The sequence below is a fragment of the Phenylobacterium sp. J367 genome, assembly GCF_024699985.1.
Classification (GTDB): domain Bacteria; phylum Pseudomonadota; class Alphaproteobacteria; order Caulobacterales; family Caulobacteraceae; genus Phenylobacterium.
Genome location: NZ_JAJONA010000002.1, coordinates 1 through 26370 on the forward strand (window position 1 = coordinate 1; position 26370 = coordinate 26370).

At 67.5% G+C, this 26370-nt stretch carries 26 protein-coding genes and 5 pseudogenes; 27 read left to right on the plus strand and 4 right to left on the minus strand.

Going from position 1 to position 26370, the window contains the following annotated elements; translation table 11 throughout:
* Positions 1–283 precede the first annotated feature (283 nt).
* From LRS04_RS25615 to LRS04_RS25630, 5 genes and pseudogenes are all read left to right on the plus strand, one after another.
* Positions 284–904 carry a hypothetical protein gene (locus LRS04_RS25615; protein ID WP_257819278.1) on the plus strand — a complete coding sequence of 207 codons (621 nt, stop codon included), beginning with the start codon at positions 284–286 and terminating at the stop codon, positions 902–904.
* Between the two features lie 31 nt (positions 905–935).
* The gene (locus LRS04_RS28595; protein ID WP_374577605.1) at positions 936–1037 is read left to right on the plus strand and encodes a hypothetical protein; all 102 of its coding nucleotides are present in this window, start codon (positions 936–938) and stop codon (positions 1035–1037) included.
* A 277-nt stretch (positions 1038–1314) separates the two neighbouring features.
* Complete coding sequence (locus LRS04_RS25620) at positions 1315–1473, plus strand: hypothetical protein (protein ID WP_257819279.1); 159 nt, start codon at positions 1315–1317, stop codon at positions 1471–1473.
* Between the two features lie 561 nt (positions 1474–2034).
* Positions 2035–2274, plus strand: a pseudogene (locus tag LRS04_RS25625) (chromate transporter); the annotation flags it as partial.
* Positions 2275–2545: 271 nt separating this feature from the next.
* Positions 2546–3142 carry a chromate transporter gene (locus LRS04_RS25630; RefSeq protein ID WP_257819420.1) on the plus strand — a complete coding sequence of 199 codons (597 nt, stop codon included), beginning with the start codon at positions 2546–2548 and terminating at the stop codon, positions 3140–3142.
* 1251 nt (positions 3143–4393) lie between these two features.
* Here LRS04_RS25630 and LRS04_RS25635 read toward each other — a convergent pair.
* Both LRS04_RS25635 and LRS04_RS28600 read right to left on the minus strand, forming a co-directional pair.
* A complete protein-coding gene (locus tag LRS04_RS25635; protein WP_257819280.1) occupies positions 4394–4675 on the minus strand; it encodes a hypothetical protein in 282 nt (93 codons plus the stop codon).
* A pseudogene (locus LRS04_RS28600) lies at positions 4630–5037 on the minus strand (ATP-binding protein); the annotation flags it as partial. The gene LRS04_RS25635 and the pseudogene LRS04_RS28600, both read right to left, overlap by 46 nt.
* 976 nt (positions 5038–6013) lie before the next feature.
* Between LRS04_RS28600 and LRS04_RS25640 the strand changes: the two are divergent.
* Positions 6014–6205: a hypothetical protein gene (locus tag LRS04_RS25640; RefSeq protein WP_257819427.1), complete on the plus strand. Its 192-nt coding sequence runs from the start codon at positions 6014–6016 to the stop codon at positions 6203–6205.
* On the opposite strand, the gene LRS04_RS25645 is transcribed toward LRS04_RS25640, so the two are convergent.
* Positions 6202–6453 (minus strand): response regulator, encoded by a 252-nt coding sequence (locus LRS04_RS25645; RefSeq protein WP_308238486.1) that lies wholly within the window; start codon positions 6451–6453, stop codon positions 6202–6204. The genes LRS04_RS25640 and LRS04_RS25645 overlap by 4 nt on opposite strands.
* A 1436-nt stretch (positions 6454–7889) precedes the next feature.
* Between LRS04_RS25645 and LRS04_RS28605 the strand changes: the two are divergent.
* From LRS04_RS28605 to LRS04_RS25735, 19 genes and pseudogenes are all read left to right on the plus strand, one after another.
* A pseudogene (locus tag LRS04_RS28605) lies at positions 7890–8114 on the plus strand (hypothetical protein); the annotation flags it as partial.
* A 187-nt stretch (positions 8115–8301) separates the two neighbouring features.
* Positions 8302–8421, plus strand: a complete 120-nt coding sequence (locus LRS04_RS27355; RefSeq protein WP_308238488.1) for a MerR family DNA-binding protein — start codon at positions 8302–8304, stop codon at positions 8419–8421.
* 529 nt (positions 8422–8950) lie between these two features.
* A pseudogene (locus LRS04_RS25655) lies at positions 8951–9130 on the plus strand (hypothetical protein); the annotation flags it as partial.
* Positions 9131–9303: 173 nt separating this feature from the next.
* A complete protein-coding gene (locus LRS04_RS25660; protein ID WP_257819428.1) occupies positions 9304–9501 on the plus strand; it encodes a hypothetical protein in 198 nt (65 codons plus the stop codon).
* 125 nt (positions 9502–9626) lie between these two features.
* Positions 9627–12103 (plus strand): annotated as a pseudogene (gene trbE, locus LRS04_RS28610) (conjugal transfer protein TrbE).
* Between the two features lie 41 nt (positions 12104–12144).
* Positions 12145–12441: a hypothetical protein gene (locus LRS04_RS25670; RefSeq protein ID WP_257819281.1), complete on the plus strand. Its 297-nt coding sequence runs from the start codon at positions 12145–12147 to the stop codon at positions 12439–12441.
* A gap of 30 nt (positions 12442–12471) precedes the next feature.
* Positions 12472–13155: a conjugal transfer protein TrbJ gene (locus tag LRS04_RS25675; protein WP_257819282.1), complete on the plus strand. Its 684-nt coding sequence runs from the start codon at positions 12472–12474 to the stop codon at positions 13153–13155.
* Positions 13156–13423: 268 nt separating this feature from the next.
* Entirely contained in the window at positions 13424–14740 is a 1317-nt protein-coding gene (locus LRS04_RS25680) for a type IV secretion system protein (RefSeq protein ID WP_257819283.1), read from the plus strand.
* Complete coding sequence (trbF, locus tag LRS04_RS25685; RefSeq protein ID WP_257819284.1) at positions 14715–15398, plus strand: conjugal transfer protein TrbF; 684 nt, start codon at positions 14715–14717, stop codon at positions 15396–15398. Before LRS04_RS25680 ends, trbF begins: the two co-directional genes overlap by 26 nt.
* A 294-nt stretch (positions 15399–15692) precedes the next feature.
* Positions 15693–16388 (plus strand): P-type conjugative transfer protein TrbG, encoded by a 696-nt coding sequence (trbG, locus tag LRS04_RS25690; RefSeq protein ID WP_257819285.1) that lies wholly within the window; start codon positions 15693–15695, stop codon positions 16386–16388.
* An 82-nt stretch (positions 16389–16470) separates the two neighbouring features.
* Entirely contained in the window at positions 16471–17604 is a 1134-nt protein-coding gene (locus LRS04_RS25695) for a TrbI/VirB10 family protein (protein WP_257819286.1), read from the plus strand.
* A gap of 352 nt (positions 17605–17956) precedes the next feature.
* The gene (locus tag LRS04_RS25700) at positions 17957–18202 is read left to right on the plus strand and encodes a DUF2274 domain-containing protein (RefSeq protein ID WP_257819288.1); all 246 of its coding nucleotides are present in this window, start codon (positions 17957–17959) and stop codon (positions 18200–18202) included.
* Between the two features lie 463 nt (positions 18203–18665).
* Positions 18666–19196: a hypothetical protein gene (locus tag LRS04_RS25705; protein ID WP_257819289.1), complete on the plus strand. Its 531-nt coding sequence runs from the start codon at positions 18666–18668 to the stop codon at positions 19194–19196.
* A gap of 290 nt (positions 19197–19486) precedes the next feature.
* A complete protein-coding gene (locus tag LRS04_RS25710; RefSeq protein WP_257819429.1) occupies positions 19487–19813 on the plus strand; it encodes a hypothetical protein in 327 nt (108 codons plus the stop codon).
* A gap of 16 nt (positions 19814–19829) precedes the next feature.
* Positions 19830–20057, plus strand: a complete 228-nt coding sequence (locus tag LRS04_RS25715; protein ID WP_257819421.1) for a DnaA N-terminal domain-containing protein — start codon at positions 19830–19832, stop codon at positions 20055–20057.
* Positions 20054–20449: a thermonuclease family protein gene (locus LRS04_RS25720; protein ID WP_257819290.1), complete on the plus strand. Its 396-nt coding sequence runs from the start codon at positions 20054–20056 to the stop codon at positions 20447–20449. The genes LRS04_RS25715 and LRS04_RS25720 overlap by 4 nt, the downstream gene beginning before the upstream one ends.
* A gap of 114 nt (positions 20450–20563) precedes the next feature.
* Positions 20564–20722: a hypothetical protein gene (locus LRS04_RS25725; protein ID WP_257819291.1), complete on the plus strand. Its 159-nt coding sequence runs from the start codon at positions 20564–20566 to the stop codon at positions 20720–20722.
* Between the two features lie 200 nt (positions 20723–20922).
* Positions 20923–21879 (plus strand): hypothetical protein, encoded by a 957-nt coding sequence (locus tag LRS04_RS25730; RefSeq protein ID WP_257819292.1) that lies wholly within the window; start codon positions 20923–20925, stop codon positions 21877–21879.
* A gap of 32 nt (positions 21880–21911) precedes the next feature.
* Complete coding sequence (locus LRS04_RS25735) at positions 21912–22592, plus strand: DUF6602 domain-containing protein (RefSeq protein WP_308238501.1); 681 nt, start codon at positions 21912–21914, stop codon at positions 22590–22592.
* A 15-nt stretch (positions 22593–22607) separates the two neighbouring features.
* Here LRS04_RS25735 and LRS04_RS25740 read toward each other — a convergent pair whose 3' ends face one another.
* Positions 22608–23096, minus strand: coding sequence for a hypothetical protein (locus LRS04_RS25740; RefSeq protein WP_257819294.1), 489 nt, complete (start codon positions 23094–23096; stop codon positions 22608–22610).
* Positions 23097–23343: 247 nt separating this feature from the next.
* Here LRS04_RS25740 and LRS04_RS25745 point away from each other — a divergent pair, with 247 nt between their 5' ends.
* Together LRS04_RS25745 and LRS04_RS25750 are read left to right on the plus strand one after the other, a co-directional pair.
* Positions 23344–24249, plus strand: coding sequence for a toprim domain-containing protein (locus tag LRS04_RS25745; RefSeq protein WP_257819295.1), 906 nt, complete (start codon positions 23344–23346; stop codon positions 24247–24249).
* A gap of 83 nt (positions 24250–24332) precedes the next feature.
* Entirely contained in the window at positions 24333–26360 is a 2028-nt protein-coding gene (locus LRS04_RS25750; RefSeq protein WP_257819296.1) for a ParB N-terminal domain-containing protein, read from the plus strand.
* The last annotated feature ends 10 nt before the right edge of the window (positions 26361–26370 follow it).

Sequence of the window (26370 nt, forward strand, 5' to 3'; positions counted from 1 at the left end):
GGTCGTCGCGCTGGCGCTCGCAGCCGTGGAGCGACGGAGCATCGGGCGTCGGTCGTTAAGCCGTCCTCGGCCTACGCAGCTTCCGGAGCGCGCCGTTCGCGCTTTGGCCGATGGCGGTAGCCCGCCGCGGTGTTCTGCTGGAGCGTCACCGGCCTGTCGATCACGCTGCCCCTCGCGCTCGGGTGGCGCAAGGGGTTGCGCGGTTTCGGCTGACTCATGTCGGGATTGGCGGTGCCGGTCTGGAATGTTCTCAGTCCCGGCGGCCTGGGCCGCCTCGGCCATCGTGGCCCTGGGCGTCGTGCTCGGCCTGCTGCTGAGCCGCAGAGATCGTGCGGCGACCCGCCTCGACCTCGTCGCACTACTGGCCTTCGTGGCTACCCGCGCGCTGCTGGGCGTCGGCTTGGCGGCGATCTGGAACCAGCCGGAAACGGTCTGGGTGTATCAGACGTCCATCATCGCTAAGCTTGTCGGCTTCGCTACGCCCGTCGTCGGCGTGTGCGGACCCTCGCCGTCGCATGCACGCAGACGCCCGCGCAGATCGAGGACGCCGCCTGGCCTTCGGTGCAGGCTATCTGCGGACGTTGGCGGTTATCGTGGTCCTGCCCACTGGCGGGCCATTCCTGCCTTCCGGGTGTTCGCCATGGTGTTTTGCCTGCGCGACCTGGAGACGGCCGTCCTCTACTATCCGCTCCGGCCGAGCGCCGCTGGCGGTCCGCGTTTCACCCTCGAGGCCAACGGCCCCGAACTCCGTCGTCGCGGCGCTCGCCAGCGTGCAGGTCCTTCCTCACGCTGGCGCTGCTCGGCTTTGCCTCGGGAGCGGCGGCGATGCGGCCAAGGCTTCCATGACGACACCCGGTCTGACAACGTCAGCCTGAGTTTCGGGAGCACGCCGGCGCTTCTCTGACCTCTCGCTGGTCGTGGAGTCCGGAGAGGTCGTGGCCGTCCTGGGACCCTCCGGCCGCGGCAAGACCAGCCTCTTCGCGTGGCGCTCGGACTGGATGCGCCGACGCGAGGGACGGCCGGCGCGACGCGCCTGAGCGCGGACGGACAGGTCCTCGTGCCCCCTGAGCGCCGGCGCTCGGCGATGGTGTTCCAGGACCTCGCGCTATGGCTGCACCTGTCGGTCGAAGCCCACCTGCGCTTCGTGCTGAGCTCGGTAGGCGTGCCCAAGCGGGATCAGAGGGAGCGGATCATCCGGATGCTCGAGCAGGTGGAGCTCCAGGAGCCGCGCCGCGGCGCACCCGGGCGAGCTCTCCGGCGGGGAACGCCAGCGGGGTTGCGATCGCGCGCGCGCTCGTCACGGAACCGGCCGCGGTGCTGCTGGATGAACCGCCACCGAACCTCGACCTCCGCCTCAGGCGAGAGCTGCTGGGCCTGTTGAAGGGTCTGTTCGCCCAACGCCGGATGACGGCGGTCTACGTGACCTATGACATCCGCGAGGGCGGTGGTCCCATGTGGACCGCATCGCGGTGATGAACCGGAGGCGTAGTGGCGGTAGCGGCAATTGATGCATTGCGAGGTTCGCCTGAGCCGCTCGTTCGGGAGTTGCTGGAAGGGCTTACGTGGTCAGGTCTGTGAGATCTGCCGCCCCTGCCGCTGCGGGAGGCCACGCCTCTGGGTCGGGAATGGCCGAGCGGCCCCCTACTCGGTCAAGGCATGGAGCCCAGGCCGGAGGACATGCGTGGCAAGATTCAATCGGACCGCTCCGCGATGATACACCTCCGCGTTGGCCATGCGGGCGCCCGCCCATAGACGGATGTCCGTCCAAGACCCGCTCCCCCAGGCCTCGTGCCCGGGCGTTTGGAGCGTGCGCGGATGGTCGGACAGTCTTTTACCTATTCTTTCGAGCCGGGCGGACCGCCCGTCAGAATCCCAGCCGTTTTCGCAGGGGCGGGCGCATGACTGCGACAGGGGTGAGTCGACGCCCTGTCGGCGGCCGAGCCGGCAGCCGCCGGCGCTGACCTATTCTCAGCTTTTTCTGCGCTTCCTGCGTTTCGGCCTGATGGCCTGGGCGGCCCTGTCGCCCAGATCGCGATGTTGCGGAAGGAACTGGTCGAAGAGGAGCGCTGGATCTCCAGCGATCGGTTCAACCGGCTGCTCGCGGTGATCGGGGCCTTGCCGGGACCAGAGGCGCACGAGCTGTGCGTCCATCTCGGCATGCGCGCCAAGGGCCGGCTCGGCGGCATGCTGGCAGGGCTCGGCTTGACGCTGCCTGTTGGCTTCCTGCTCATGCTGGCGCTGTCGTGGCTTTACTCGGCCATCGACCTCGCCGGGTCCGGGCTCGCGGCTGCCTTCCTCGGCGTGCAGGTAGCCGTGATCGCCCTGATCGTCCGGCGCTGTCCATCGCATCGGCGAGCACATCCTCGCCGACCGTTGGTTATGGGCCCTGGCTATCGGCTGCAATTTCCTCGCTGCCCTTCTTGGCGCGAGCTTCTGGATCACTCCCGCCCGCAGCTGGCGTCATCTATGCCCTGGCCGCTCTGCCGCCGGCGGGCTGGGGGTCATCGTCGCTGGCGTCGCCATCGCGGCCGCAGCCGCCGTCGTGGTGTGGGCTCCCGCGGCCCAGCCCGGCGCGACAGTTGCGGGACTCGCAGACCAGGCGCGCGCCGGGCCGCTGCTTCTGTTCCTGTCGGGGCTGAAGGCCGGCTTGCTGACCTTCGGCGGCTGCCTCTATACGGCGATCCTGTCTCTGCGCAACGATGCGGTCGGGCGCGGCTGGATGAGCGACGGCCTGTTCCTCGGACGGCTGGGCTGGCGCTTCTCGGGCGTGCTTCCGGCGCCGCTGATCACTTTCTCCATCTCGCGGGCTACGTGGCCGGAGGCCCTCGGGGCCGTCGCGATGACCGTCGGCATCTTCCTTCCTGCCTTCGCCTTTCCCTCGTGCTGTACGATCGGCCTGAAGCCGTGCTCGAGGCGAAGGCGCTGCACGCTCTCTTGGAAGGGGTGGCTGCCGGCGTCGTGGGGCTTATCGCGGCCACGACGCTGCAACTGGCGCAAGCGACGGCCGGGCGCGTTCCTTCGCTCTGGCCGGCCGCGGCGATCTTCGCCGGCGCCTTTGGCCGTCCTCTATTTGTGGAAGAGCAAGCTCAACGTTGTGGTGATCGTTCTGGTGGCGGGTCTGGCGGGTTGGATCAGCTACTAGCGCCTTCTGCCGTAATGCTGGCGGCGCCTGCCCGAGCGTGTGGGGGGTGTCAGCGCATGACGAGCCCAACCTCGGTCCTTCTTGTGCGGGCGTGCGTCGCGCTCTTGGCGATTTGCCGTCGCCGGCGCGCCCGCGAACGCGTACGCGTTCCTGCCGTACCGCTTCGACGGACGCCGGAACGGCTGATCCGCACGAGGTTGAGCTGCGCCTGTCCCGGCGAGGTCGAACGCGACCCGGTCGCACTGAGGTGCTCAGTCCGCTGCTCAGAGGAAGACCCGCCTACTGAATGGGTTCGAGCTGACTCCGAGCTTGAGTACCCGCCACGCGGCGAGGGGCTGAAGGACGGAGCGCGTGGGGCGAAATGGGCGGCGCCGGTGTCTGCCAGGCTCAGCATCGGCGTGGAGATCCCGGCGCTGGCGCCGGTCAGCCGCTCGAATTCAGCGGCGTGGGCGTGGAGACCACGCTGCTCGCGACGTTGCGGATGGATGGCTACGAGCTGCACCTCAATGCGGGCAGTTTCCACGACTCCGCGCGCCGGCCCGGCGGAGTCGGGATGGCGGGCGAGCGCGCTGAGCGAGTTTCCTCACGGTGATCAGCGGCTCGGAGTCGAGCTGTTCGGGCAAGTGATTCCAATCGCGGTCGGCCCGACGTGAGGGCCGGCGCAGGCTTGATCTACGACCTGGGAGGTTTCGGACCTTCGGACCGGCGTCCACGTCGGCCTGACTCCCGGCCGCTCCAGACGTCGGCCTGAACCTGTGGCTGACCACCAGTTTCCCCTCCGGCAGTAAACAGGAGGCCCTACGCATGAGAACCCCAACACTCTCCATTAATCCATCGAGGAGGAATTCAGGGGATGTCGGATATCACCTGACCGCCGCGCCCTTACTGGGCGCTGGCGCCTTTCGGGCGGCGGGCATGAGCGCCGCCAGCGCCGCGGCTGCGCCGCCCGCCGCAGCCCAAACCCTCGTATTCGATCCGACCGCGTGCCCGGGCTTCCGGAGAAGTTGCCCGCAGCCATTACGACAACAACTACACAGGCGCCGCGACCCGTCTGTCCGCGATCGCCGCCGAGTTCGCGAGCCTGGATCCGGGCGACGGCGCCGGGTTTCCGGGTTAACGGGCTGAAGCGTGAGGAGCTGATCGCCTGGAACTCCATGATTCTGGCACGAGGTCTATTTCGCGGCTTCGGGCCGGCGGAGCGGCCGCTGAACGCAAAGCTCGCGCAGGCTATTGAAAGCGATCGCGTCGCCATCAAACACATGTTGAGCTCTGGCGTGGTCGTGAGGTATCGTCCGGCGCAGCTGGTTCTTGCTTCGAACAGCCACGTTTTGAGTCGCCGCTCGATTGGTGGTCGAAAGCCTGAAGATCGTCACTGAACATCATCAGCTTGGCGAGCGTCGCGCCGACGGCTTTCCCCGCTGTTGCACGCTTGACAAACGGCATGAAGCACGCCTTATCATAGCCATCAGTGGCGCCAAGGCCGCGGCCTACGTGGAGGCGTTCATGAAGGGTGTTCTCCTGGCGGAACGCCAACGAGGCCTTCCGTCGGGCATCGCTATGCAAGCGGGGCCTGGGCGTGACATTCCGCGCCCTCCCGCTGAGCGGCTGGGCGCGGCAGAGCGAATCCCGTGATGGCCAGGAGCCGACTGCTCCGGTCTCCCTCTTGGCGGCCGTGTGGCGTCGGGTTCGGCTAACCCTGAGCTTTGGCGTTCTCCGGCGGCGCGATGGGCTGGCAGGCAGAGCCGGAAAAGCGCGCCGCCTCCGCAAGCTCCGCTCACGGTGATCGAGCCGTCGTGCGCTCGCGCGATCTCCGCCACGATCGCCAGCCCCAGCCCCGCGCCGGAGCTGCCCGCGCGTTGCGAGGGTGCGCGCCAGAAGCGGTCAAACACCATCTCGCGGTGCTCTGGCTACCACGCCCCGGCCCGGCGTCCGCGACCGGTAAACGGCGCTGTCGGTTTCGACGCGGACGACGACCTCCGTATCGGGCGGAGTGTGACCGATGGCGATCTGGACGAGGTTGCGCAGGGCGTCGGCGAGGGCGTCGTGGTTCCCCTGACCCAGACAGGCTCGTCGGGCGCCTCGAAGGCCAGGCTGCGGCCGGCCGCAGAGGCCCAGGGCGCCAGGTGCTCGACCACATGCGCGGCGGTCCCCCGCAGGTCCAGGGGTCGGCGAACCATTGGCGGGCCGTCCATGAGCGATGCCGAGAAGCTGCGCCACGATCCGGTTCATGCGGGGGCTGGGCGTCAGAGCCGCAGCCGCGCGACCCTGTAAGCGTCCCGCATTCGTCCAGGGCGGCGGTGAGGATGGCAAGCGGCGTGCGAAGCTCATGGGGCGGCGTCGGGCCAGAACTGGGCGCTTGACCTGGGGGCCGTGTCTCAAGCCGCTCCAGGGCGCTGTTGATCGCCGCGACTAGCGGCGCGAGCTCGAGAGGAAGATCGTCCGTCGGAAGGCGCACGCCATTCACCCCCGGAGCGATCGACGCCGTTGTTCGGACGCGGCGTGGACCGGCTTCAACGCAGTCCGAATGGTCCAGGCCGCCACCGCAAGCACCAAGACCGCGAAGACTGGAAGAACTAGGCGCTGTCGCCAAGACCTCGGCGACGAATCCCGTGAGCTAGGGCCTCGTTCCTCGAGAGTTCCTCCGCCGCCTTATAGCTGGCGATAAATCACGGGCTAGAAGGCCGACGGCGAGGGTCGCAAGCAGCACGGCGGCCTGTGCGAAGGACCAGACGCCCTCGAGCGACTTACGCCAGGATGCGCGCATGTCAGGCGCCTTCCTGCAGGAAGTAGCCGATCCCACGGACTGTATGGATCGCAATAGGTCGCGCTGGCGTCCGCCAGCTTGCGGCGGATTGGTGCACGTGCACGGGGATGGCGTTCGAGCCGGAGCTCCTCGCCCATGCCGTACAGCTTCTCTTCGAGAACCACCTTCGGGACTACCCGGCCGAGGCGCCGCATCAGGTGCTCAAGAATGGCGAGCTCCTGCCGCGGCAAGGGAAGCACATGCTCGCCGACGCGAACATCGCGGCCGATGGTGTCGAGCGGGAGGTTGCCAGCCTCTAGCCGGACGCCGAGGGTCTCTGCCGGGGCGGCGCAGCAGCGCCTTGAGCCGCGCCACCAGCTCGGCCATGGCGAACGGTCTTGACCAGATAGTCGTCGGCGCCGGCGTCGAGGCCGTTCACCTGGTCTTCGACGCTGTCCCGCGCCGTCAGCACGAGGACCGGCGGCCGCTCGGGCCGCTGCCTTAACGTCTCCAGCAGGGCGAGGCCGTCCTCGTCCGGCAGTCCGGAGGTCGAGCACGGCGGCGTCATAGGGCGTCGCCCGCAGCAGGGGCCTCGGCGTCGCCGAGCGTTGGCACAGTGTCGACGACGAAGCCGGCGCGCTCAAGGCCGCCGGCGATCAGCCTCGCATGCGGGGCTCGTCCTCGATCACCAGCAGGCGCATGCCGCCTTGTTCCCGGCTCCCCGCGTCCGCCGCCATCCTGCGGCTGCATCTTTAGGGGCGAATTAAGAGCCCCGCCGCCCGGTTCTAAAACTGCCTTAAAGCTTGGCGTTCACCCACGCGCCGACGAGGGTGAAGGCACTTGGCCGCGGGCGTTCGAGCAATCCCCCGAAACGCATTATGGAAGTGGGCCTGACGCGCGGCGCGTGGTCCTCCGGCGTTGCACTGGCCGTCAGGGGTGATCGCCTGCGCGGCCGTGAGCGCGTTCCAGAACGAGTGTCGCGGTCGGTCTAACTGAGCAATACATCAGGTGATCGAACGGGACGCGCTGTGCGCCTGTTCCGGGCCGCCAGACCGGCGCTCCGGGGAGCCAACGCGGCAGTCGTCGGGATCCTGACAGGGGCGCTCTACGATCCCGTGTTCACCAGCGCCGTCACCGGCCCTGCGGATTTCGTGATCGCGGCGGCGGGTTTCGTCGCGCTCATCGCCTGGAAGGTGCCGCCGTGGCTCGTGGTCGTGGGAGTCACTGGCCGCCGCTGTGATCACTTCCCATGCTCAACTAGGCGCTCTGATCGCACGGAGGCGAAGAGAATCTGGGTGTTGGGCCAGCGCTCGAGAACGAGGCGTGCAAGGCCCAGCCCATCAGGTCGCGTGCTCGCGTCGGTGAACAGCACCGCGATCACGGGTCTTGGTCACTATGCAGTCGAGAGCTTGGGCGGTCGCTGTAGTGAGAATTCCCAGCGTCGGAGATATAGAGAGTGAGCAAAACCAACGCTCTGGAATCTCAGCAGTCCAGCGCACCGACAATAAGCGCGGTTGGTCTGCCAGAGCGGTGACGGCGCATGCCGCTAGATCCAACCTGGGCGCAAAGCCCTGAGCTGGACTTTGAGCGTCGGCTGCTGCCCACCAAGATGCCGCGAACGATCTTCACGAGGCTTTCTTCGCGTTCCATCGGATCGTCAGCGAGCTGAGAGGGAAGAATCTGTGGTGCGGCGCTGGTCGAGAGCCGAACATTATGGATCGTCTTCCCGGCTGCCCGGGCTTTGGGCCACTAGGAAATAGTGGCTATCGACGACATCGATCTCGAAGGTCTGGCCGTTCACCTCAGCGACGGCGCGGGCGAGTAGTCTCAGCTTAGGACGTTCTTGGCGCATGGGCCACGATACTACAGGAGCGCGAGCCACAAAGGTGCGGTGGAAGCAGGTCGTTCTCCATCCGACGCGGGCGGTCCCGCTGGCGTTCCTGGCGGCGATCCTCGCCGGGACGGCGCTGTTGATGCTGCCGTTGGCGACCGCCGCGCCTGGCGGCGATCACCCTGAGCCGGGCGGTCCTACGCAACATCCGCGAGAACCTCGTCTGGGCGTTTGACTCTACAACATCGTGCTGATCCCGGTCGCGGCGGGGCTGCTCTATTCGGTGTTCGGCCTTCTGCCGTCGCCGATGATTTGTCGCAGGCGCCATGGCGCTGTCCAGCGTCAGCGTGCTCACTAACGCTTTTCGCCCGTGGCGCTTCTGCGCCGCGGCGGTCTAGGAGGCTTCCATGAACATCGGTCAGGCGTCGAAGGCCTCAGGCGTCACCACCAAGATGATCCGTTACTACGACTTTGAGATCGGTCTGGTCTCAGCCGGCGAGCCGGACGGATGCCAACTACCGGGAGTACGGCGAGCGGCAGATCAACGAGCTGTGGTTCAAAGCGCGCCCGCAGCCTGGGCTTTCGATGGAAGAGATCACCCAGCCCCTGTCCTTGTGGCGCGACCGAGGCCGCCCGAGCCGCGAGGTCGAGGTCATCGCCGATCAGCACGTGGCCGATCTCGACGCGCGCATCGCCGAGATGTAGGCGATGGCCGACACCCTGCGGCACCTCTCCCATCGCTGCGCGGGCGACGATCGGCCCGACTGCCCGAGTCCTGACGGATCTGACCGGAGGCAAGGAGCCCAGGGCCTGCGCTTGCCAAGCGTGCGCTTCGCCGTCACTAGCGAAGGGGATTTTAAACGCACGCATGCTTGAGGGTCGCGTGCTTCACCTTGAAGTCCCGCAAGAGCGTCGCGCCCCTAGTGGCCAAGGCGGCTTCTGCGCCATAGGCGCGAATCAACAGCCCACAGAACCTCGGGCGTTTGCCCCAAAGTCGCCCTTCTCGGGCCGAAACCTTACCGGCTTTCGGGGGGAATGCGCGCGCATGCCCGCTTGAATCAGGGCCGCTCCTAAGTGCGACTAGAAGCTCGCCCAATAGGCGCGTAGCTTTATTTATAGGAAAAAGAACGAATCGCACTTTTTATCCAATAATGCCCTTGACCTCGCCCTTATCGGCGACTCAGGGTTGTGATGCCCGGTGAAGGCGGGCGGACGCAATCAAGGGTCAGCTGTGATGAAAAAATGCCGGTTCAAGCCATGTTCGGGGCGCGCATCGACCGCCCTGGCCCTCGTCGCCGGCGCAGCCTTCTTCCTCGCGGTTAGCCCGGCGTGGGCGGCCGGCGCCGGCATCGCCATGCCGTGGGAAGGTCCGCCCGACACGATCATGCAGTCCCCTGCCGGGGGCCCGGCCGCCATGGCGGTCGGCATCATCGCCATCGTCCTGACAGGGCTCGGCTTCGCCTTTGCGGGAAGGCGGCTCGGCTATGCGCAAGGGGATCGGCATCGTCTTCGGTCTGGCGATCGCTTTCACCGCCACGACCTTCATCTCGACCTTCTTCAACATGACCGCCGGGGCGGCGTTCTGAGATGGCCCGGTCCGACGTCGAAGGCTTCGAGATCGCCTTTCACAGCTCGCTGTCGGAGCCGGACACCATCGCGGGCGTGCCCCGGATGATCGCGGTGCTCAACGGGACGCTGACAGCCGTCCTGGCGCTGGGCCTGCAGGTCCCCTTGATCGGCATCCTGGTCGGCTTCGGGCCATCCATGGGGCCTGCTACTGGCTGAACAAGCGCGATCCCTACTTCTTCGACGCGCTCGGTCGACACATCTGCCAGAAGCCCTACCTGGACGCCTGACGTGCGCGCGCCGGCTTCACCCTTCCCCTTTTCCGGTCCTTACAGAGGTCCGCCGTGCTGTATTTGCGTGAGTACCGGCCGAGGGCTGATCGCCTGTTCGATCATCTCCCCTGGGTCGCCCTGATCGGGCCCGGCCTGGTGCTCAATAAGGACGGCAGCTTTCAAAAGACCCTGGCGTTTCGGGGCCCGGACCTGGCCAGCGCCACAGACGCCAGGCTTGGTCGCCACCCGCGCCCAGTTGAACAACGCGCTTCGGCGGCTCGGTTCACGCTGGTGCTTTCACATCGAGGCCGTCCGATCCCCGTCGCAGACCTACCCCACGAGCCAATTTCCCGACCCGGTCTCGGACCTTGTCGATGAGGAACGCCGCGAGGGCTTCGAGGCGCAGGAGCGTCACTTCGAGAGCCGCTACTTCCTCACTTTCACCTATCTGCCGCCCGAGGAGGCGATCTCGATTGGCTGAAAGCCTTCTGCTCGAAAACGCCCCGTCGGGTCAGCGCTGAGGCATGTACCGGGCCGCCCTGAGCGACTTTCTGAGCACCGTCCACCAGATCGCCGACATCCTGACCGCGATCATGCCCGAGGTCAGCGAACTGACCGACGACGAGACCCCTCACCTATCTGCATAGCTGCATCTCGACGAAGCGGCACCCGGTCGCCACGCCCGAGACGCCGGCTTATCTCGACGCCTTCCTGACCGACGACGATTTCCAGGGCGGCCTGCTGCCCCGGCTCGGTGGGCAATACCTGCGCACCATTTCGGTGAGGGCCTACCCGACCACCTCGTGTCCCGGCCTGCTCGACCGGCTCAATGAGCTGGGCATTAGCTATCGCTGGGTCTGCCGGTATCTGCCGCTGGACAAGGAAGATGCTCGCAAGGCGGTGACCACGGTCCGAAAGCGCTGGTTCGCCAAGCGCAAGGGCGTGATGGCGCTCCTGAAGGAGGCCATCACCCGCGAGCCCTCGCTCCTGGAGGATCCGGACGCGGCGGCCAAGGCAGTCGACGCCGATGCAGCCCTGGCGATCCTGGGCGGCGACTACGCCTCCATCGGCTACTTCACGCCGACCGTCACCCTGATGGACGCCGACCCCGACCGACTCGCCAACCGGGTCCGCGAGGTCGAGGGCGCCATCAATCGGGCGGGCTTCGTCTGCAAGGTCGAAGACGTCAATGCCGTTGAGGCGTGGATCGGCAGCCTCCCCGGCCAGGCCTACGCCGACCTGCGGCGGCCATTGGTGTCGTCGCTGAACCCTTGCGACATGATGCCGATGTCGGCCATCTGGCCCGGTCCGACCATCAACGCCCACCTGTCGGCGGAGTGTCAGAAGCGCGGTTACCCTGGGCTTCAGCCGGCGCTGCTGGTCACCCGCACGGCCGGCACCACGCCCTTTCGGTTTGACCTGCACCAGGGCGATGTCGGCCACACGATGATCGTCGGGCCGACCGGGGCCGGGAAATCGGTCCTGCTCAACACCCTGGCCATGCAGTGGCTGCGCCTACCCCTGAGGCTCAGGTCTTCTATTTCGACAAGGGCGCGAGCTCGCGGGCCTCGACGCTGTTGGTCGACGGGCAATTTATGTGCTCGGCGGCGACCAGAGCGAGCTGGCCTTCCAGCCGCTCGCGGCGATCGACGCCCCAGATGACCGGGCCTGGGCGCAGGAATGGGTGCAGGACATCGTCGCCGCCGAAGGCGTGCCGATCACCCCGCCGGTCAAGGACGATCTGGAGTGGCCTGCGCAATCTCGCCGAAGGGCCGCGGGACCAGCGCACCCTCACCCTCCTGGCCGCAACCATCCAGGATCAGGCCGTCAAGGCGGCGCTCGCCCCCTACACGCTGAGCGGCCCTTACGGCCATCTGCTCGACGCCAGTCAGAACGCCCTGAAGCCGGCCGCCTGGCAGACCTTCGAGATGGCCGGAACTGATGGCCAGCAAGTCGGCGCTGGCCCCGGTGCTCACCTACATCTTCCGCAGTCTCGAGCGGCGCTTCGATGGCCGGCTGACGTTGTTGGTGCTCGATGAGGCTTGGCTGTTTCTCGACCAGGGCCGCCTTCGCGGCCAAGATCCGCGAATGGCCCAAGACCCTGCGGAAGTTCAATGTCGCCGTGGTGTTCGCCACCCAGAGCCTGGCGGACGTCGCGCGCTCGTCGATCGCGCCAGCGCTGATCGAGAGCTGCCCGACCCGCATCTTCCTGCCCAATCCCGACGCCCAGACGCCGCAGATCGCCGCGCTCTATCAGGACTTCGGCTTGAACCCGCAGCAGGTGCGGATCATCGCCACCGCCACCCCCAAGCGCGAATACTACTACCAGTCCACGTCCGGGGAACCGGCTCTTCGAGCTGGGCTTGGGTGGTTTGTCCCTCGCGGCCGTGGGTTCGTCCTCGCCCGGCGATCAACAACTCATCAGCCAGCTTCTCGCCGACCATGATCGTGGGGAATTTGCCGAGCGGTTCTTCGCCGCCAAAGGCCAGGCCGACGTCGCCCGCTATCTCGGCGACCAGCGGCGCGCCGCCTTCCCGAGGGTGGCGTGATGGGGGCGCTCGATGTGTCCTTTGCAGCTTCTCGTCCGGCTATGAGCCCGCGCGACTTCGCGCGTCTGGCTTGGCTGAACCGTCACCTTCCGGGCGTTTGGACCTCCACCCGCCGTCGCCGTCGAATCCTGTTCCTGGCCTTGGCCGCGCCCGGCTTCCTCGCGGTCTTCGGCACCACCTACCACCACAACTTCTTCGTCATGCTGGCGGGCTTTGCGTTGTTCGGCGCCGCCGTCGCCTTTCGCGCGGTCTCTGAACCCCTGTTCGTCCAGGCGGCCAGCGACGACCTGCTCCCATCTCCCCACTCCGCCAGTCACAAGGACTCTCCAGATGCGTAAGCAGCTTTGGCCGGGGCGGCGATCGTCGCGATGTCCCTGGGGCTGGGGCCCATGCCGCCACAATCGGCAGCCGCTCAGCAGATCGTTTTCGATCCGCGCGCTGTGGCGCAGGCGATCCAGCAAGTGCGACAGGGCGTGGCCCAGATCCAGCAGTTGCAGGCGCAAGTCACCAACCAGATGGCGATGCTGCAAAGGCTGGGGACGGACGTCACCCAGCCGTTGGCCCAGATCAACGCACAGGCGACCCAGCTCATGCAGCAGGCCCAGGCGATCGGCTACAACAGCCAGAATATCGCCGGGCAGTTTCAGCAGTTCTATCCGGCCAGCATGTCCGGTCAGAGTTTCGCTCAGATCCAGCAGCGGCTGGCGAGCTGGGAGGCCAACAGCCGGTTGACCCTTCAGGACTCGATGGCCGTGCAGAACCAGCTGGTGAGATCCCAGGGGACGACAGCCGGCGCGGTGAACAGCGCAGTGTCCGCATCTCAAGGGGCTGCTGGGCAGACAGCGGCGATCCAGGCGACCAATCAGCTGCTCGCTGCGCTGAGCAGTCAGCTCCAAGGCCTGCAGACAATTCTGATCGCGCAAGCGCGAACGCAGGAAACGATCCTGGCGCAGCAGCAGGCGGGGGCCATCGCAGCTAGGGCCGAGACGGAGCGGGCGACCGCCTACACAAAGACCGGCAGCCGGCTGCCTAATATCTCGGACTTCCAATGATGCGGTCGTTATTCGCCATCAGCTGCCTCGTCGCAATTGGCCTCGCCGGCTGCGGAAAACCCGCCTCAGAGCAGAGCCAGACAGACCCTCCGGCCAAGGTGAAACCGTGTCCGGACGTAAACAACCGTGACCGCAACGATCCCTGCTCACCGCTGTACTTCAAAAAGAAGGGCAGCAGCCTTCCCGACAAAGACAGCCTCTAGGCTGGCAGTGCGCCGAGGATTCCCGTGGCGACCGCAGATCCCGCTGCTCTTGGATCAATTCATCAGTGCGTTCACTGGCCAAGTTGGCAGTGGGTTCGGTGCTATCGCCGGCCCCGTGCAGGGGCGTACTCGCGACGCTGGTCGTCATCAGCATCACGATATCGGCCATTCTCTGGGCGATCGATGAGACCCAGAACATCATGGCTGCCCTCGTCAGGAAGATCCTCCTGATCGGGTTTTTCGCTTGGCTCGTCACAAACTGGCACTCCCTCACACTTACCGTCATCAACGGCTTTGCGAAGCTGGGCCTTCAGGCGAGCGGCGGCGGATCGATTGGTGATTTCACGCGGGCCCCGACCAAGGCGGTCGAAGCAGGGCTCTCAGTCGTAATCGACCTCATCAAGTACATTGGCGACCTCGCCCAGCAGAACGCCGGCTTCGGTGCGCTCATGCACATCGACATGATCATCGTCGCGGCGGTTGCCGCGATCGGCATCCTCTTAGCCTTCATCATCCTGGCGATCGAGATCGCTGTCACGATCATCGAGTTCTACATAGTCACCCTGATCGCCTTCGTCGTGGTCCCGTTTGGAGTGCTTTCGCAGACCTCCTTCTTGGCTGAGAAGGCCATCGGGTACGTCGTTTCTGTGGGGTTCAAGTTCATGGCCCTCGCGGTGATCGCGGGGGTCGGGATCAACATCTTTGAGACCTATACCCTGTCGCCCCAGCCGACGGTGGCGGAGGGAAGCCGGCCTCCTTTTGTCGGCGATTTTTCTCATGATGCTTTCGCTGAAGGTGCCGGCAATTGCAGGCGCGATGATCTCCGGCGGACCGCAACTGAACACGGGTGGCGCCCTTATGGGTGCGGCAGGCGTCGCGCTGGCGCGGCCGGTGTGGGTCTCGCTGCCCGCGCTGCCGGTGGCGCTGTGGCGGGTGGCTGGGCCGCTGGAGGCGAGAAGATCGCCGCCGCCCGCGCAGCCTCGGGAAGCCTCAATTCCGGCGGGTCTCGTCCGACCGGCGGCTCAGGCAGCGCCATGGCGGCCGACTTCGCCAGAGCTCCAGTCTCGACCATGGCGGCCGAGGGACGCGCCGCCGGGAGCCGTCTGTTCTCATCTCGCAACGCGTCTGACGGCGAGGCACCTCCCCCACCCCCTCCGCCGCCGCAGGCGTCTCCATCCTCCGGATCGTCCGTCGTGTCGCGGGCTGAGGCGCGCCGGGGGGCGGGCTTTCGGGTGTGGCTCGGGACAGCGCCGCCGCGGCGACCGCCGGCGGTGACGGTAGTGGCCCTGGCCTCAGCGCCACCCCGACCCGCCGCGATGACGATCCCGAAGAGTGAGCCCAGTCGAGAGTGCGCCGATGAACCCCTTCAAACGACCCAATGATCGCTATGGCAGCTCCGCGCCGGTCGAGAGCCCGTACTTGCGCGCCTCGCGGGAGTGGGACACGCGGATCGGCTCGGCCGTGGTGCAGGCCAAGAATTGGCGGATGGCGGCCTTTGGTGGGCTTGGCCTCGCGGCGCTGGCGCTCGGCGGTTTCATCTATGAGGCCAACAACACCAACATCGCCACCTATGTCGTGCCAATCGACCGCTACGCTCGGCCCGGTCGCATCGAGATGGCCGGCCGGACCTATGAGCCCACGACGGCCGAGACCGGCTACTTCCTCGCGGACTGGGTCCGGCGGACCCGCTCGAAGAGCATCGACCCCATCGTCATCCGGGACAACTGGACGGCGGCCTATCACTTCGTCTCCGGCCCTGCGATCGGACAGCTGAACGCCTTCGCCAAGGCCAACGACCCCTTCGCCAACGCCGGAACCCAGGCGGTGAACGTCGAGATCGTGTCGGTCCTGCCGCGCAGCGCGCACACCTACCAGGTCCAATGGCGCGAGACGCAGTTCAACGCCGGGACCTCCGGCGTGACGGAGGCCTGGACCGGCCTGTTCACGACCAAGGTCGTGGCGCCGAAGAACGAGGCCGAGCTGAGGGCCAACCCGCTGGGGATCTACATCACCGAGTTTCAATGGAGTCGTGAGCTATGAGCGCCTTGTCCCCTAGACGGCTTTCCATGGGCGCTGCGGCCGGCTTGTTGGTGTTGCTGGCGGCGTCCGCGAGCCCGTCGGCGGCGCAGACCATCGCCCCCGCTCGGGGACGACAGCGCCTGCCCGGCCCGTGGCTCAAGCGCCGGTCACCCTCGCCGAGTGGGCGCCTCATCGACCGCCCGGCCGGCCCCGCAACGTCGGTCGCCGCCCCGCACCTATGCGCGGCCAACAGCCCTGACGACGGTCCAGTCGGCCAACAGCAGCGCGCGCGATTACCCGAGGGCAGGCTCCTATGTGAACGCCGCGCTCTACTACGACTTCGAACCGGGCCGGCTCTACACGGTCAACACCAGCCCGCGATTCCTGACCGCGATCTCGCTGCGCCCGGGGGAAAAGCTCGTTTCCAAAGCGGCGGGCGACACCGTCCGTTGGGTGCTCGGGGAGACCGTTCAGGGATCCGGCGCGACCCAACAGGTCATCGTGATGGTCAAGCCGATCCGCGGGTCCTTGCGCACCAACATCATCCTGACGACCGATCAGCGGACCTATCTGCTCGAGGCCGTCAGTCACGAGGGCGATACCTACACCAGCGTCGTCGCCTGGAACTATCCGCAAGACGAAGCCCGCGAGGCGCAGGCCGCCCAGGCGGCAGAGAGCCGAGGGATCGCCGCGTCGGGCTTGGCCGTGGATTCCCTGCACTTCGGCTACCGCATCAAGGCCAGTGGTCTTCGGGCCCCGCGCTGGCAGCCGGTTCGCGTCTTCGACGATGGCCTGAAGACCTACATCCAGTTTCCGCGCGACATGGCCACGACCGAGGCGCCGCCGCTCTTCCTGATCGGCCCCGACAAGCAGGCCCAGCTCGTCAACTACCGCTACCTCGGCGGCTACTATGTCGTGGACCGGCTGATCGACGTCGCCGAGCTGAGGCTTGGCGAGCGCAAGCAGACCGTCGTGCGCATCACCCGCACCGGCGAACGGGGTGGATCGTGACCCAGCTTCCGCCTGATCCGGCCTTGGCGCCGCAGCCGCGCAAGGCGGCGCCGGAGAGTGTCCTCGCCGCCCCCGCAACCCGGTGACGCGCTGGAACCGCAAGTACCTGATCGCCAGCGCCACGGGGCTCGCCGGGATCGTCGCCCTGGGGTTCTATCTTGGCTTTGGCGGCGCCCATGCGCCCCAGGCGCGACCGGAAGCGCTGTCCGACGCCGCCGATACCGGCCAGGTTCAGACGCCCGCTATCTCCACCAAATATGCGGCGGGCTACGCCGATCCGGCGCTGCAGGCTCAGGCCCTGCCCGGGACCGCCGCCCTGCCGCCGCCGGAAGGCGCGCCGGGCTCTTTGCCGGCGGGGACGACGCCGCCACCTACGCCGCCTGGCCAGGTCGATCCTGCTGTCCAGGCCGCGCGAGAACAGGCGCTTGCCGCGCGGTCCTCCAGCCCCTTCTTCGGTGCACCGCCGCCGGCGCCGGCTGGCGATCTTGCCGCGCTCGCTGGCCCGATCGCGACGTCCGCTGCGGCCGCGGGAGAGCCGGCGGTCGCCGAGGTGCAGCCCGCCAACGGCCAGGCGGCGAAACGCCAATTCGCCGCCAACGCCCGGACGGACGACTACCTGACCAATCCACTGCAGCCGGCGCTCAGCCCCTGGGAAGTGAAGGCCGGCAGCATCATCTCGGCCGCCCTCGTGACGGCGATCAACTCCGATCTACCTGGCCAGGTGATCGCCCAGGTCACCGAGCCGGTCTACGACCACAAGACCGGGCGGACCGTGCTGATCCCGCAGGGGTCGAGGCTCATCGGGCAATACGACAGCCAGATCGCCTACGGTCAGAACCGGGCCCTGATCGCCTGGAACCGGATCATCATGCCCGACGGCCGCTCGATCAACATCGGGTCGATGGCGGGCGCGGACCTGTCCGGTGCGGCGGGGGTTCAGGACAAGACCGACGGCCACTTTGGCCAGCTGGCCCGTGGGGTGATCCTCTCGACCCTGTTCAGCGTCGGGGCGGCCGCCGCCCAGGACGCCAGCAGCCGCAGCTCCGGGGCCATCGTCGTCAACTCGGCCGGCAGCGGCGTTTCCAACGCCGCCCAGCAGGTTGGCCAGCAGATCACCGGCCGCGATCTCAATCGTCAGCCCACCTTGCGCGTGCGCGCCGGCTGGCCGGTCCGCGTGCTCGTCAGCAAGGACATGATCCTCGCCCCGTACCCGTAAGCATGAGTGTTTCGCGTGACCCCATCTGCAGAAAAACTCGGCCTCTTCCTGCCGGAAGGCCTCCACAAGGCGATGCTCAAAACGGCCGAGCGCCTGAACACCCGCAAGAACCCACGGGGCAGTGTTCGGCTGATCTACGAACGCGCCTTCCGCGAGCTGGTCGAGGCGCTCGACGGCGGCGAGGTGGTGACCTTCCCGGCCGTGCGCGGCGCTAAGGACCGCGTCTCGGTGCGGTTGTCCAAGCCCCTGTGCGTGCGGATCCGGCGACAGACCGATGCCCTCAACCTCAAGCTCACGGACTTCGCTTTCACAGCGATCGACCGCTTCCTCCAGGCCACTCAAGGAAACGCCCATGACGCGCCCCGCCAAGACCGCCCTCGCCCTGGGCAAGATCGATCTCGAGGAGAAGACGACCGATCTGCGCTTGAAGCTGAAGGGCAAGCTCGCCGTGGACCTGGCCGACTATCAGCGGGCCTTCGCCCAAGCCAATGACCAGACCCTCGAGCTCGAGCAGCTGGTGCCCCACATCCTCGCGGCCTTCATCGATGCGGACAAAGGCTTCCAGGCTTGGCGCAAGGCGCAGCCTGCCACGTCGTAACCGCGCCTCGTCCGGACCTTCGCTAGGGGTGGCGTGGTTGGGTGCGCGCAACCACAATCCCTAGCAAGCTGAGTCGCAGCTTGGCGGACCTCGTTTCCCGAACGACGTCAACCGCCCGAATCGGCCCTTTTTGCCCAAAAGGGTGCAATTCCAAGCCTTCAGGATCTCGTCAGACTCACTGAACGCTACCGTCGACTGAGTCGCGTCGCGGACCCTCCGCGCGCGCTCGGTCGCCCCAGAGGACTTCATCTTGACCTAGACGAGACCCCTAAACGGCGAGAGCCCCCGTTGGCGCGGGAGGCTCTCGGAAATCGCAGGCGCCGTGTGGTAGCGGCTTGATTTGATCGAGTAAGCCTAAGCGGCGCATTTTGCGTCGTCAAGGCCTCGAACAGAAGACCTATGGTCTTTTGCCTGCCGGTTTCGCGCCCGTGAATCGGCCTCGTCCCAGCCAGGAAGGGACGGTATGCGAACGGCCTTATCCGGCGACGACTGGCGACCAGGTTTCGCCAAGCGCGCCCCTAACTTTGACGCGGTCTGCGCGCAGGCCCGCGCCTGGCGCTGGCAGCCCGGCGTCTCCGTGGCGCGGATCGCCGCGGCGGTGCTGAAGGGCACGCCCACGCTCACCGTGCAGCAGCGGATGACGCTGTTGCTCTATGTCGAGCACCTCAACCAGGACCGGCTTGAACAGGACGTAGCAACCGTGTGGCCTGGGACCAGCCTAATCGCCGACTATCTGGGATGCACCGAGAGCAACGCCCGGGCCCACAGGCGCGCCCTGGAGGCCGCCGGCTTCATGGTGCGCGACTACACCCGCGCCAATCGGCCGGCCGGCGTCGAGGCCTATGACCTCGCCCCCTCGTGGCGCGGCTGGACGAGCTGGAGGCGGCGGATCTCGCCGTCCGCGAGGCCGCTCAGGCCCGCAGGGCCGCCTATTCCGAACCCGTCGTCTTCAATCAAAGAAATACCGCCCGGGCGCCAAGATTCACTCACCTAGAACAGTCCCATCAGAACGCCAGTTCTTCTGTACGAGGAAAGGACGCGCCTTCGGCACGACATCAATCTGGTGAGCGGCGGTCTACGTCCGCCGAGCACGGCCAGGACACGAAATCCTCGGGCAAACCTCGCAACAGCGGGCAGGCCAGCGCCATTTGCTCTCCGGAGGGAGCAAGCGGTTTCTCCAGCGCCTTTTCGGAGGGGTCCGCGCCCGCGGAAATGGTCCGCCAGGAGCTTAGGGCCGCCTTCCAGGTCTCTCCGCGCATCGCCGCGCTAGTGGGGCCTGCCTCCGTGGCCGATCCGGCCAGCGTCACGCCTGCCGACCTCGCCCGCGTGGCGGCGGCCGTCGACGAGCTGTTGCCCGAACGCGAGCGCAACAACGACCAGACCTTCGCCTGGGCCCTCAAGCGACATGGGGTCCGCGCCATCGCCATGCTGGCGATCGCCATCGAGGATCCCGACGTCCGTAGCCCCTGCAAATACTTCGGCCGGATGGCCTCATACGAGCCGAACGGGGCGCCGGACCTGCGGCTCAACTTCGCCCGCGTTCTCAAGGCCAAGGGCGACATCCCGCCGGCCGAACCGCCGCCGACCCTCATGGCGGCCCGGGGTCGATGATCCCATCTGGCGGAAGATTGATGAGCCGCTGCGCCGGCTGGTTCGCGAGGGCGCCTATGGGAGCTGGTTCAGCCGCGTCGGCTTCCATGGGATCGACGACGGGGTGATGACCTTATCGACGCTGAGCCAGATCGCCGCCGACCGGATCAAGCGCGACTACGTCGATGCGATCCTGCATGCGGCCGAGGTCGCCGAGGTCTTCGTCGACCGGGTGATCGTGACCCTGCGCAAGGATCGGCGATGATCCGGCGCTTGGGCGTCATAGTCCTGGCGGCGGGTCTGGCGGCGGCCTCCCCGGCCGAGTTCACCGGGCCGGCCCGGGTCGTCGATGGTGACACCTTCAGCATCGGCGCCGAGCGGGTCCGGCTGTGGGGCGTTGATGCACCCGAGGGCCGGCAGGTCTGCCAAAACGCCAAGGGTCAGGGTTATGCCTGCGGTGACGTCGCCCGCGACCAACTCGTCGGCTTGATCGGCGGCCGGATCGTGCGCTGCGAAATCCGGGACCGTGACCCGTATGGCCGCGCCGTCTCACGCTGCAGCCGGCGCGACCGATCTCGGCGGGGCCATGGTTCGGGCCGGGTGGGCGGTCGACTACGCCCAGTTCAGCCGCGGCGCCTATGCGTCGACCGAGGCTGAGGCGCGCCGGCGCGGCGCGGCCTTTGGGCCGGCCGCTTCGAGACGCCCTCGACCTGGCGGGCCGATGAGCGGCAAGCGCGACCGGCGCTGGCCGCGCCGCCTCAGGCCGGCTGCGTGATCAAGGGCAATATCAACGCCAAGGGTCGGCGGATCTTCCACGTCCCAGGTCAGGAGGACTATGCGGCCACCCGCATCGACACGGCCCGGGGCGAGCGCTGGTTCTGTTCCGCGGCGGAGGCGCAAGCCGCAGGTTGGAGCGCAGCGAAGCGCTGATACTTGAGAGTATCCTCTAGTTCCCGCTCTTGCGCCAGTTGCCGACGTTGAGATCGTGGCGAGAAGCCGACCTTCGGTCCGGCTCCCGGGGATGCCTGGCCCCTATATGTAGCGGGTCGAAGATACTCGACCCCCGCATCTTGAACTCCGACTGCCGCATCCCATGTCGAGCTAGACGCCGTGTTGTGGCGGGGGTGAACATGACGACCAACTACAACCTTCCTTGGTCGGCCCGGGGTGCCAACCTTGGCGGTCTGGCAAACGCGCTGCTGGACAACCCGCGGCCACGCAGCACTTTCCTCGGTGATCTCGCGCGCAACGCAATGCTGGAACCGCCTAAGCCGGTGACGCTGGCTGACGCACTGCTCGTCGCACGTATGCTCAACCCGCCAGCGAACCAGGCGGACCTCTACTTGCGGGGCATCCTTCGGCGCGAAGCGGTCGACACGTCGCCGACGTCGACGCTGCGACTGGTTCAGACCACGCTGTGGCCCGTCATCTCGCCCTGGGCCAACGGCCATCTCCTCAGCGTCGTCCCGAGCGGCTCCTTCTCGAAGGGCACGGCGAACGCCAGCGGGACGGACATCGACCTCTTCATTTCAGTCTCGTCGACTGCGGTCGAAGGCCTGCGCGAAATCTACAACACCCTCGACCGCGCCCTTCAGACCGCCGGTTACAAGACGCGCCGGCAGAATGTGTCGATCAACATCAACGTCGCCGGCCAGTCCGTCGACCTCGTGCCCGCGAAGCGCCAGAACTGGCTTGTCGAGGATCACAGCCTCTACCGGCGCAAGGTTGACAGTTGGACGAAGACGAACGTTGCCGCCCATGCGCTTCACGTCGCACACTCCGGCCGGACCGAAGAAATCCGGATCATGAAGCTCTGGCGCGATCAGCTGGGCCTGGACTGGCCGTCCTTCTATCTGGAGCTGACGGTCATCCGCGCGTTGGGCGTCTTCTCGACGTATGGCGACCTGGCGGCGAATGTCTCGAAGGTATTCGAATTCCTCCGCGATGAATTCCTACGGGCGCGCATCGTGGATCCCGCCAACGGAAACAACATCATCTCCGACGATCTGACCGTCGCGGAGAAGGAGCGGATAAGCGTCGGGGCGCGCGCGCGCGCAACGCACTATTGGAAGCACATCGTCGTATGACGCACTGGTCGCTCCCGACGCTCTTTGAGGGCGTGCATGAGAAGGTGCATGCCGAACTGGAGTTGGCGCGGCGGGCGTATGCCCATCCGACGACAAAGGGCGACGCCAGCGAGGACGTCTGGTTGCACCTCTTCAACACCTACCTGCCGCGGCGCTATCGCGCCGCCAAGGCGTTCATTGCGGATAGCAACAACGAGTTCAGCCTGCAGCTCGACGTCGTGATCTTCGACGAGCTCTACACGCCTCCGGTGTTCGCGATGGGCGCAGTGACGATCATCCCAGCCGAGAGCGTCTACGCTGTCTTCGAAGCCAAGCAGACGGCCAACGCCGACAACCTCAGGCAGGCGCACGAGAAGGCGGCTAGCGTGCGCAGGCTGCACCGGACCAGCGCCCCCTTCATCAATGGGAGCGCGCAAACACCGGGCAAGGTACCCCAGCCGATTCTGGCGGGACTGCTAACGCTCGAGAGCGACTGGAAGCCGGAGTTTGGAGAGCCGTTGAAGAATCTTCTTCTCGCAGCTGGCGCTGACAGCAGCCTGGACATGGGCTGCTTTGCTTCGAACGGCTTTTTCGTGCGCGACGGCGACGCCATCCTGATTAATGACAAGAGCACGGCAGCGACGGCGTTCCTATTCGAGCTCATCGCTCGGCTTCAGGCCCTCGGGACAGTGCCGGCACTTGATGCGCGGGCTTACGCGCGATGGCTCACGTAGGGCCAGGGGCGGCCTTTATGCCGAGGCTGGCCCGCGGGGTTCCGCAGCGCCATCAGGCTGTCGGTCCGTCGAGAGCGTGATGGGTCCGAAGTAGCCGAAGTCGTCACGGCACATGGCGATGGCGCGTGCGACGTCGCGATAGACGCGGGGCTCGTCCGACTTGAACATGGCCAGGCGGTGCTCGCCCGAGCGGCCGGCCAGGCGCAGCCAGACGCTCCACTCGCCGGTCTCTGATTCTGTGAGCCGGACTTCCTTGATCGAGCCGCCGCGCTCCAGGAACCAATTGACGTTGCGGGCGCGGATCGGGAAGTCGGGGTTGGTCGCGATGACCCAGGCCTCTTCGCTGCGCGCGTCGATCTCTGTCTCGCGGTCAGCCATCGTCTGCTGCGGCAAAGCCTGCTCCCCTTGAATCGTGCTTAACTTGTCACAAAAGCACTGTTGTGTCGCGGGCCGCTTGGTCGCCAGCCGCAAAGCCCGCCCGGTTTTGCCGGGCAGACGTCGCAATTTTGAACGTCTTCGTTGAGACCTGTGCAGTGGGCCAACATCGGCGTGTGGGTTTGGCGTGCGCGAGGATGGGGGAGCGCCCTCCCCCTGAGTCGCAAAGGTGAGCCTTGAGCGCCTACCCCCTCCAGCGGGGGCGGTCCCCCGCAACGCCCCCTGTCAGCGTTGTGGGCCGACCCGCGGTGCGGCCGAAGGGTTGGAGAAAGGGCGCATCGAGGCGACCCCTTGAGGGCCAAAGGAGGTTCGACCCATGTCCTTGAAACCCATCGTCCAGGCCCTGGGCGGCGATCTCTATGATCGCGGCCTGCGGGCGAATATCCCGGCCCCTGGCCATAGCGCCGCCGACCGTTCGGTCTCGCTGCTGCTGCGGGAGGGCCGGGTGATCGTCCACACCTTCGGTGATGGCGACTGGAAGGACGTGCTCGACTACCTGCGCGGCGAGGGCCTGGTCGATGCGCAGAATGCGCCGACCAGTCTTGCCCAATCCCGCCGGGTGCAGGCCGCCGCCGCGGCGACCGGACTCGAGCGGCGCCAGGCCGCCTTGCGGATCTGGGAGGCCGGCCGGCCGCTGGCGGGCACTTTGTCGGCGCGCCACTGCGCTCAGCGCGGCGTCAGTCGGCCCCTACCCGGCCCGGATGTGCTGCGCCACGGCGGCCAGACGCCCGTCTCGGCCTATGCGGAGAGCCGGCATCACCGTCCCGCCCTGCTGGCGGCGATCAGCGACAAGGACGGCGCCTTCACCGCCGTCGAGGTCACCTATCTGGCCCCGAACGCCCGCCGCGCGATCGACCTGCGCCTGAGCCGCAAGACCGTGGGGCCGTCGCCGGCCAGCTGCGCGGTCCGGATCGATGCGGCCGCGCCGCAGATGCTCGTCGGCGAGGGCCTGTTCACGACGCTCTCGGCCAGCGCGCGCTTTGGCCTGCCGGCCTGGGCGCTGATGTCGACCCGCAACCTGCGCCGCTGGCGTCCGCCAGCGGGCGTGCGCGAGGTGCTGATCGCCGCCGATCGCGGGACGGACGGCGAGGCCTCGGCCGAGCAGCTGCGGGCGGGCCTGGCGGCGGCCGGCCTGAAGGCCCGGGTGGCGCTGCCGCCCGACGGGTTTGGGGATTGGAACGAGGCGGAGGCCGCCGGCTTGCTCGATCCGGTCAGGGCCTGAGGGGTCAAAGAAGGGAGGAAGGGATGGGGCGGGTGCGCCCAAGGGCAGGATGTCCCTCGCCCAGGTGCTGGAGCCTGACCCCAATGACCGACACCCAGACCGTCCCGGCCGCGCCGCCGACCCCGATGACCTCCATCAAGGTCCGCCTCGGCGACCTCGGCCTCGCGCCCGAGAACGTCCGTTTCAAGGAGCCCGCGGACGACGGCGTGCCCCAGCTGGCCGAAACCATCCTGGCCGCCGGCGTGGTGATCCCGCCGATCGTGCGCCCGGGTCGCAAGGGCGAGCAGCGCTTCATGGCGCTCGACGGCCGCCGCCGGCGCCTGGGCCTCCTGCTGCTGCGCGAGCGCGGCGACCTGACCGACGACTATGAGATCGACTGCCTGGTGGCCGAGACCAAGGCCCAGCAGGTGGCCGGCGTCATGCTGCCGGCGACCGAACACGCCCCGGTCCATATCGCCGACGTGATCACCGCGATTGGCAAGCTGCGCAAGACCAAGCTGGACACCGGGGCCATCGCTGCCGCCCTGGGCTACGCCGAGCTGGAGATCAAGCGGCTGGAGGCCCTGGCGGCCGTCCATCCCAACGTCCTGAAGGCCCTGCGGGCGGGCAAGCTGACCTTGAAGCAGGTCCGCCTGTTCGCGCGCATCGGCGACAAGAAGCAGCAGGCGGAGATCGCCCAGACCGCGCTCGACGGCTACTTCCAGGACTATCAGCTGAAGGGGCTGGTGACCCGCGGCCGGGTCACGGTCGACGACCCGCGCTTCACCCTCGTGGGCATGGACCGCTACGTCGCCGCCGGCGGCCGGGTGAGCTCGGACCTGTTTGCCGAGCTGCCCGACGCCCTCCTTGATCCGGAGATCCTGTCGGCGGCCTGGCGCGACCGCGTGCAGCCCATCGTGGCGCACCTGCAGGCCGAGGGCCTGGCCGTCTATCTCGGCGACGACGGCGACTTCGGGGCGCCGGAAGGCTTCTCCCGCCTGCCCTATGTCTATCGCCCGGACCTGACCGAGGCGCAGACCACGGCGCTGAACGAGGCCAATTACCGGGTCACCCAGCTGTCCTCCGCGCTGCAGGACATCGATCCTGAGGCGGACGAGGCGCCCCAGGCGTTCGGCCCCCTGGTCAGCGCCATGGCCGCCGTCGCCGGCGCCCCACTCAGCCGCTGCAAGATCGGCGCGGTGATCCTGTCGCCGGCGGGGTCCGACTACGGCATCGCGGCGAGCTTCTACTCGGTCCCGCTGCCGGCCAGTGAGCTGCCGGAGGAGATCGAGGATGAGGCGGACGAGGAGGACGAGGTCGAGGTCGGCGGCCGCTACGGCCGCGCTGTGGCCGACATCGAGGTGCCTCAGGCCGATGTCGAGGTCGAAGGCTCCAGCCACGTCCTTCACGAGACCCGCACCGATGTCGCCACGCGCGGCTTGATCCGCGACCTGGCGGATGACCCGTCCGCGGCGCTGACGGTGCTGGTGGCGCAACTGTTCAAGCAGCTGGCCCTGCACTCCTCCGGCGGCCTCGACGCCTCGGCCCTGCAGATCTCGGGCGTGCGCTATAGCCGGGGCTCCACGCCGCCGATCGCGTCCTTGGACGGCGAGGTGAAGGCCCGTCTCGACGCCAGGCGGGCGGCCTACAAGGCCTCGGGCCTGCGGCCGATCACCTGGGTCGAGACCCTGGCGCACGGGGAGAAGATGGCCCTGCTGGCCGAACTGACCGCCATGTCCCTGAACCTGCGCGAGGCCCGCACCTCGATGATCCGCCACGCGGCCCGCGCCGAGGCCGCTGAGATCGCCGCGCTCTGCGGCGCCGACATCTCCGCCCACTGGACCCCGGACGCGGGCTATCTCGCCGTCCACTCCAAGAAGCAGCTGCTGGCGCTGCTGGACGAGATGGAGGCCGAGGATGACCGGGCCAGGACGCTGAAGAAGGACGACCTGGTCGCCTTTGTTGGCGAGGCGGCGGCCGAGCGTCAGTGGGCCCCGGCCGCGCTGGCCTGGGATCGGCCGCTGGAGGTAGAGGCGGCGGAAGACACTGAGACCGAGGCCGATCCCGAGGAGGACGAGGCCCAGCCGGACGCCGGCGCCGTCTGTGCGCCCGAGGTGTCGATCGCCGCCTAGCGCCAGCCTG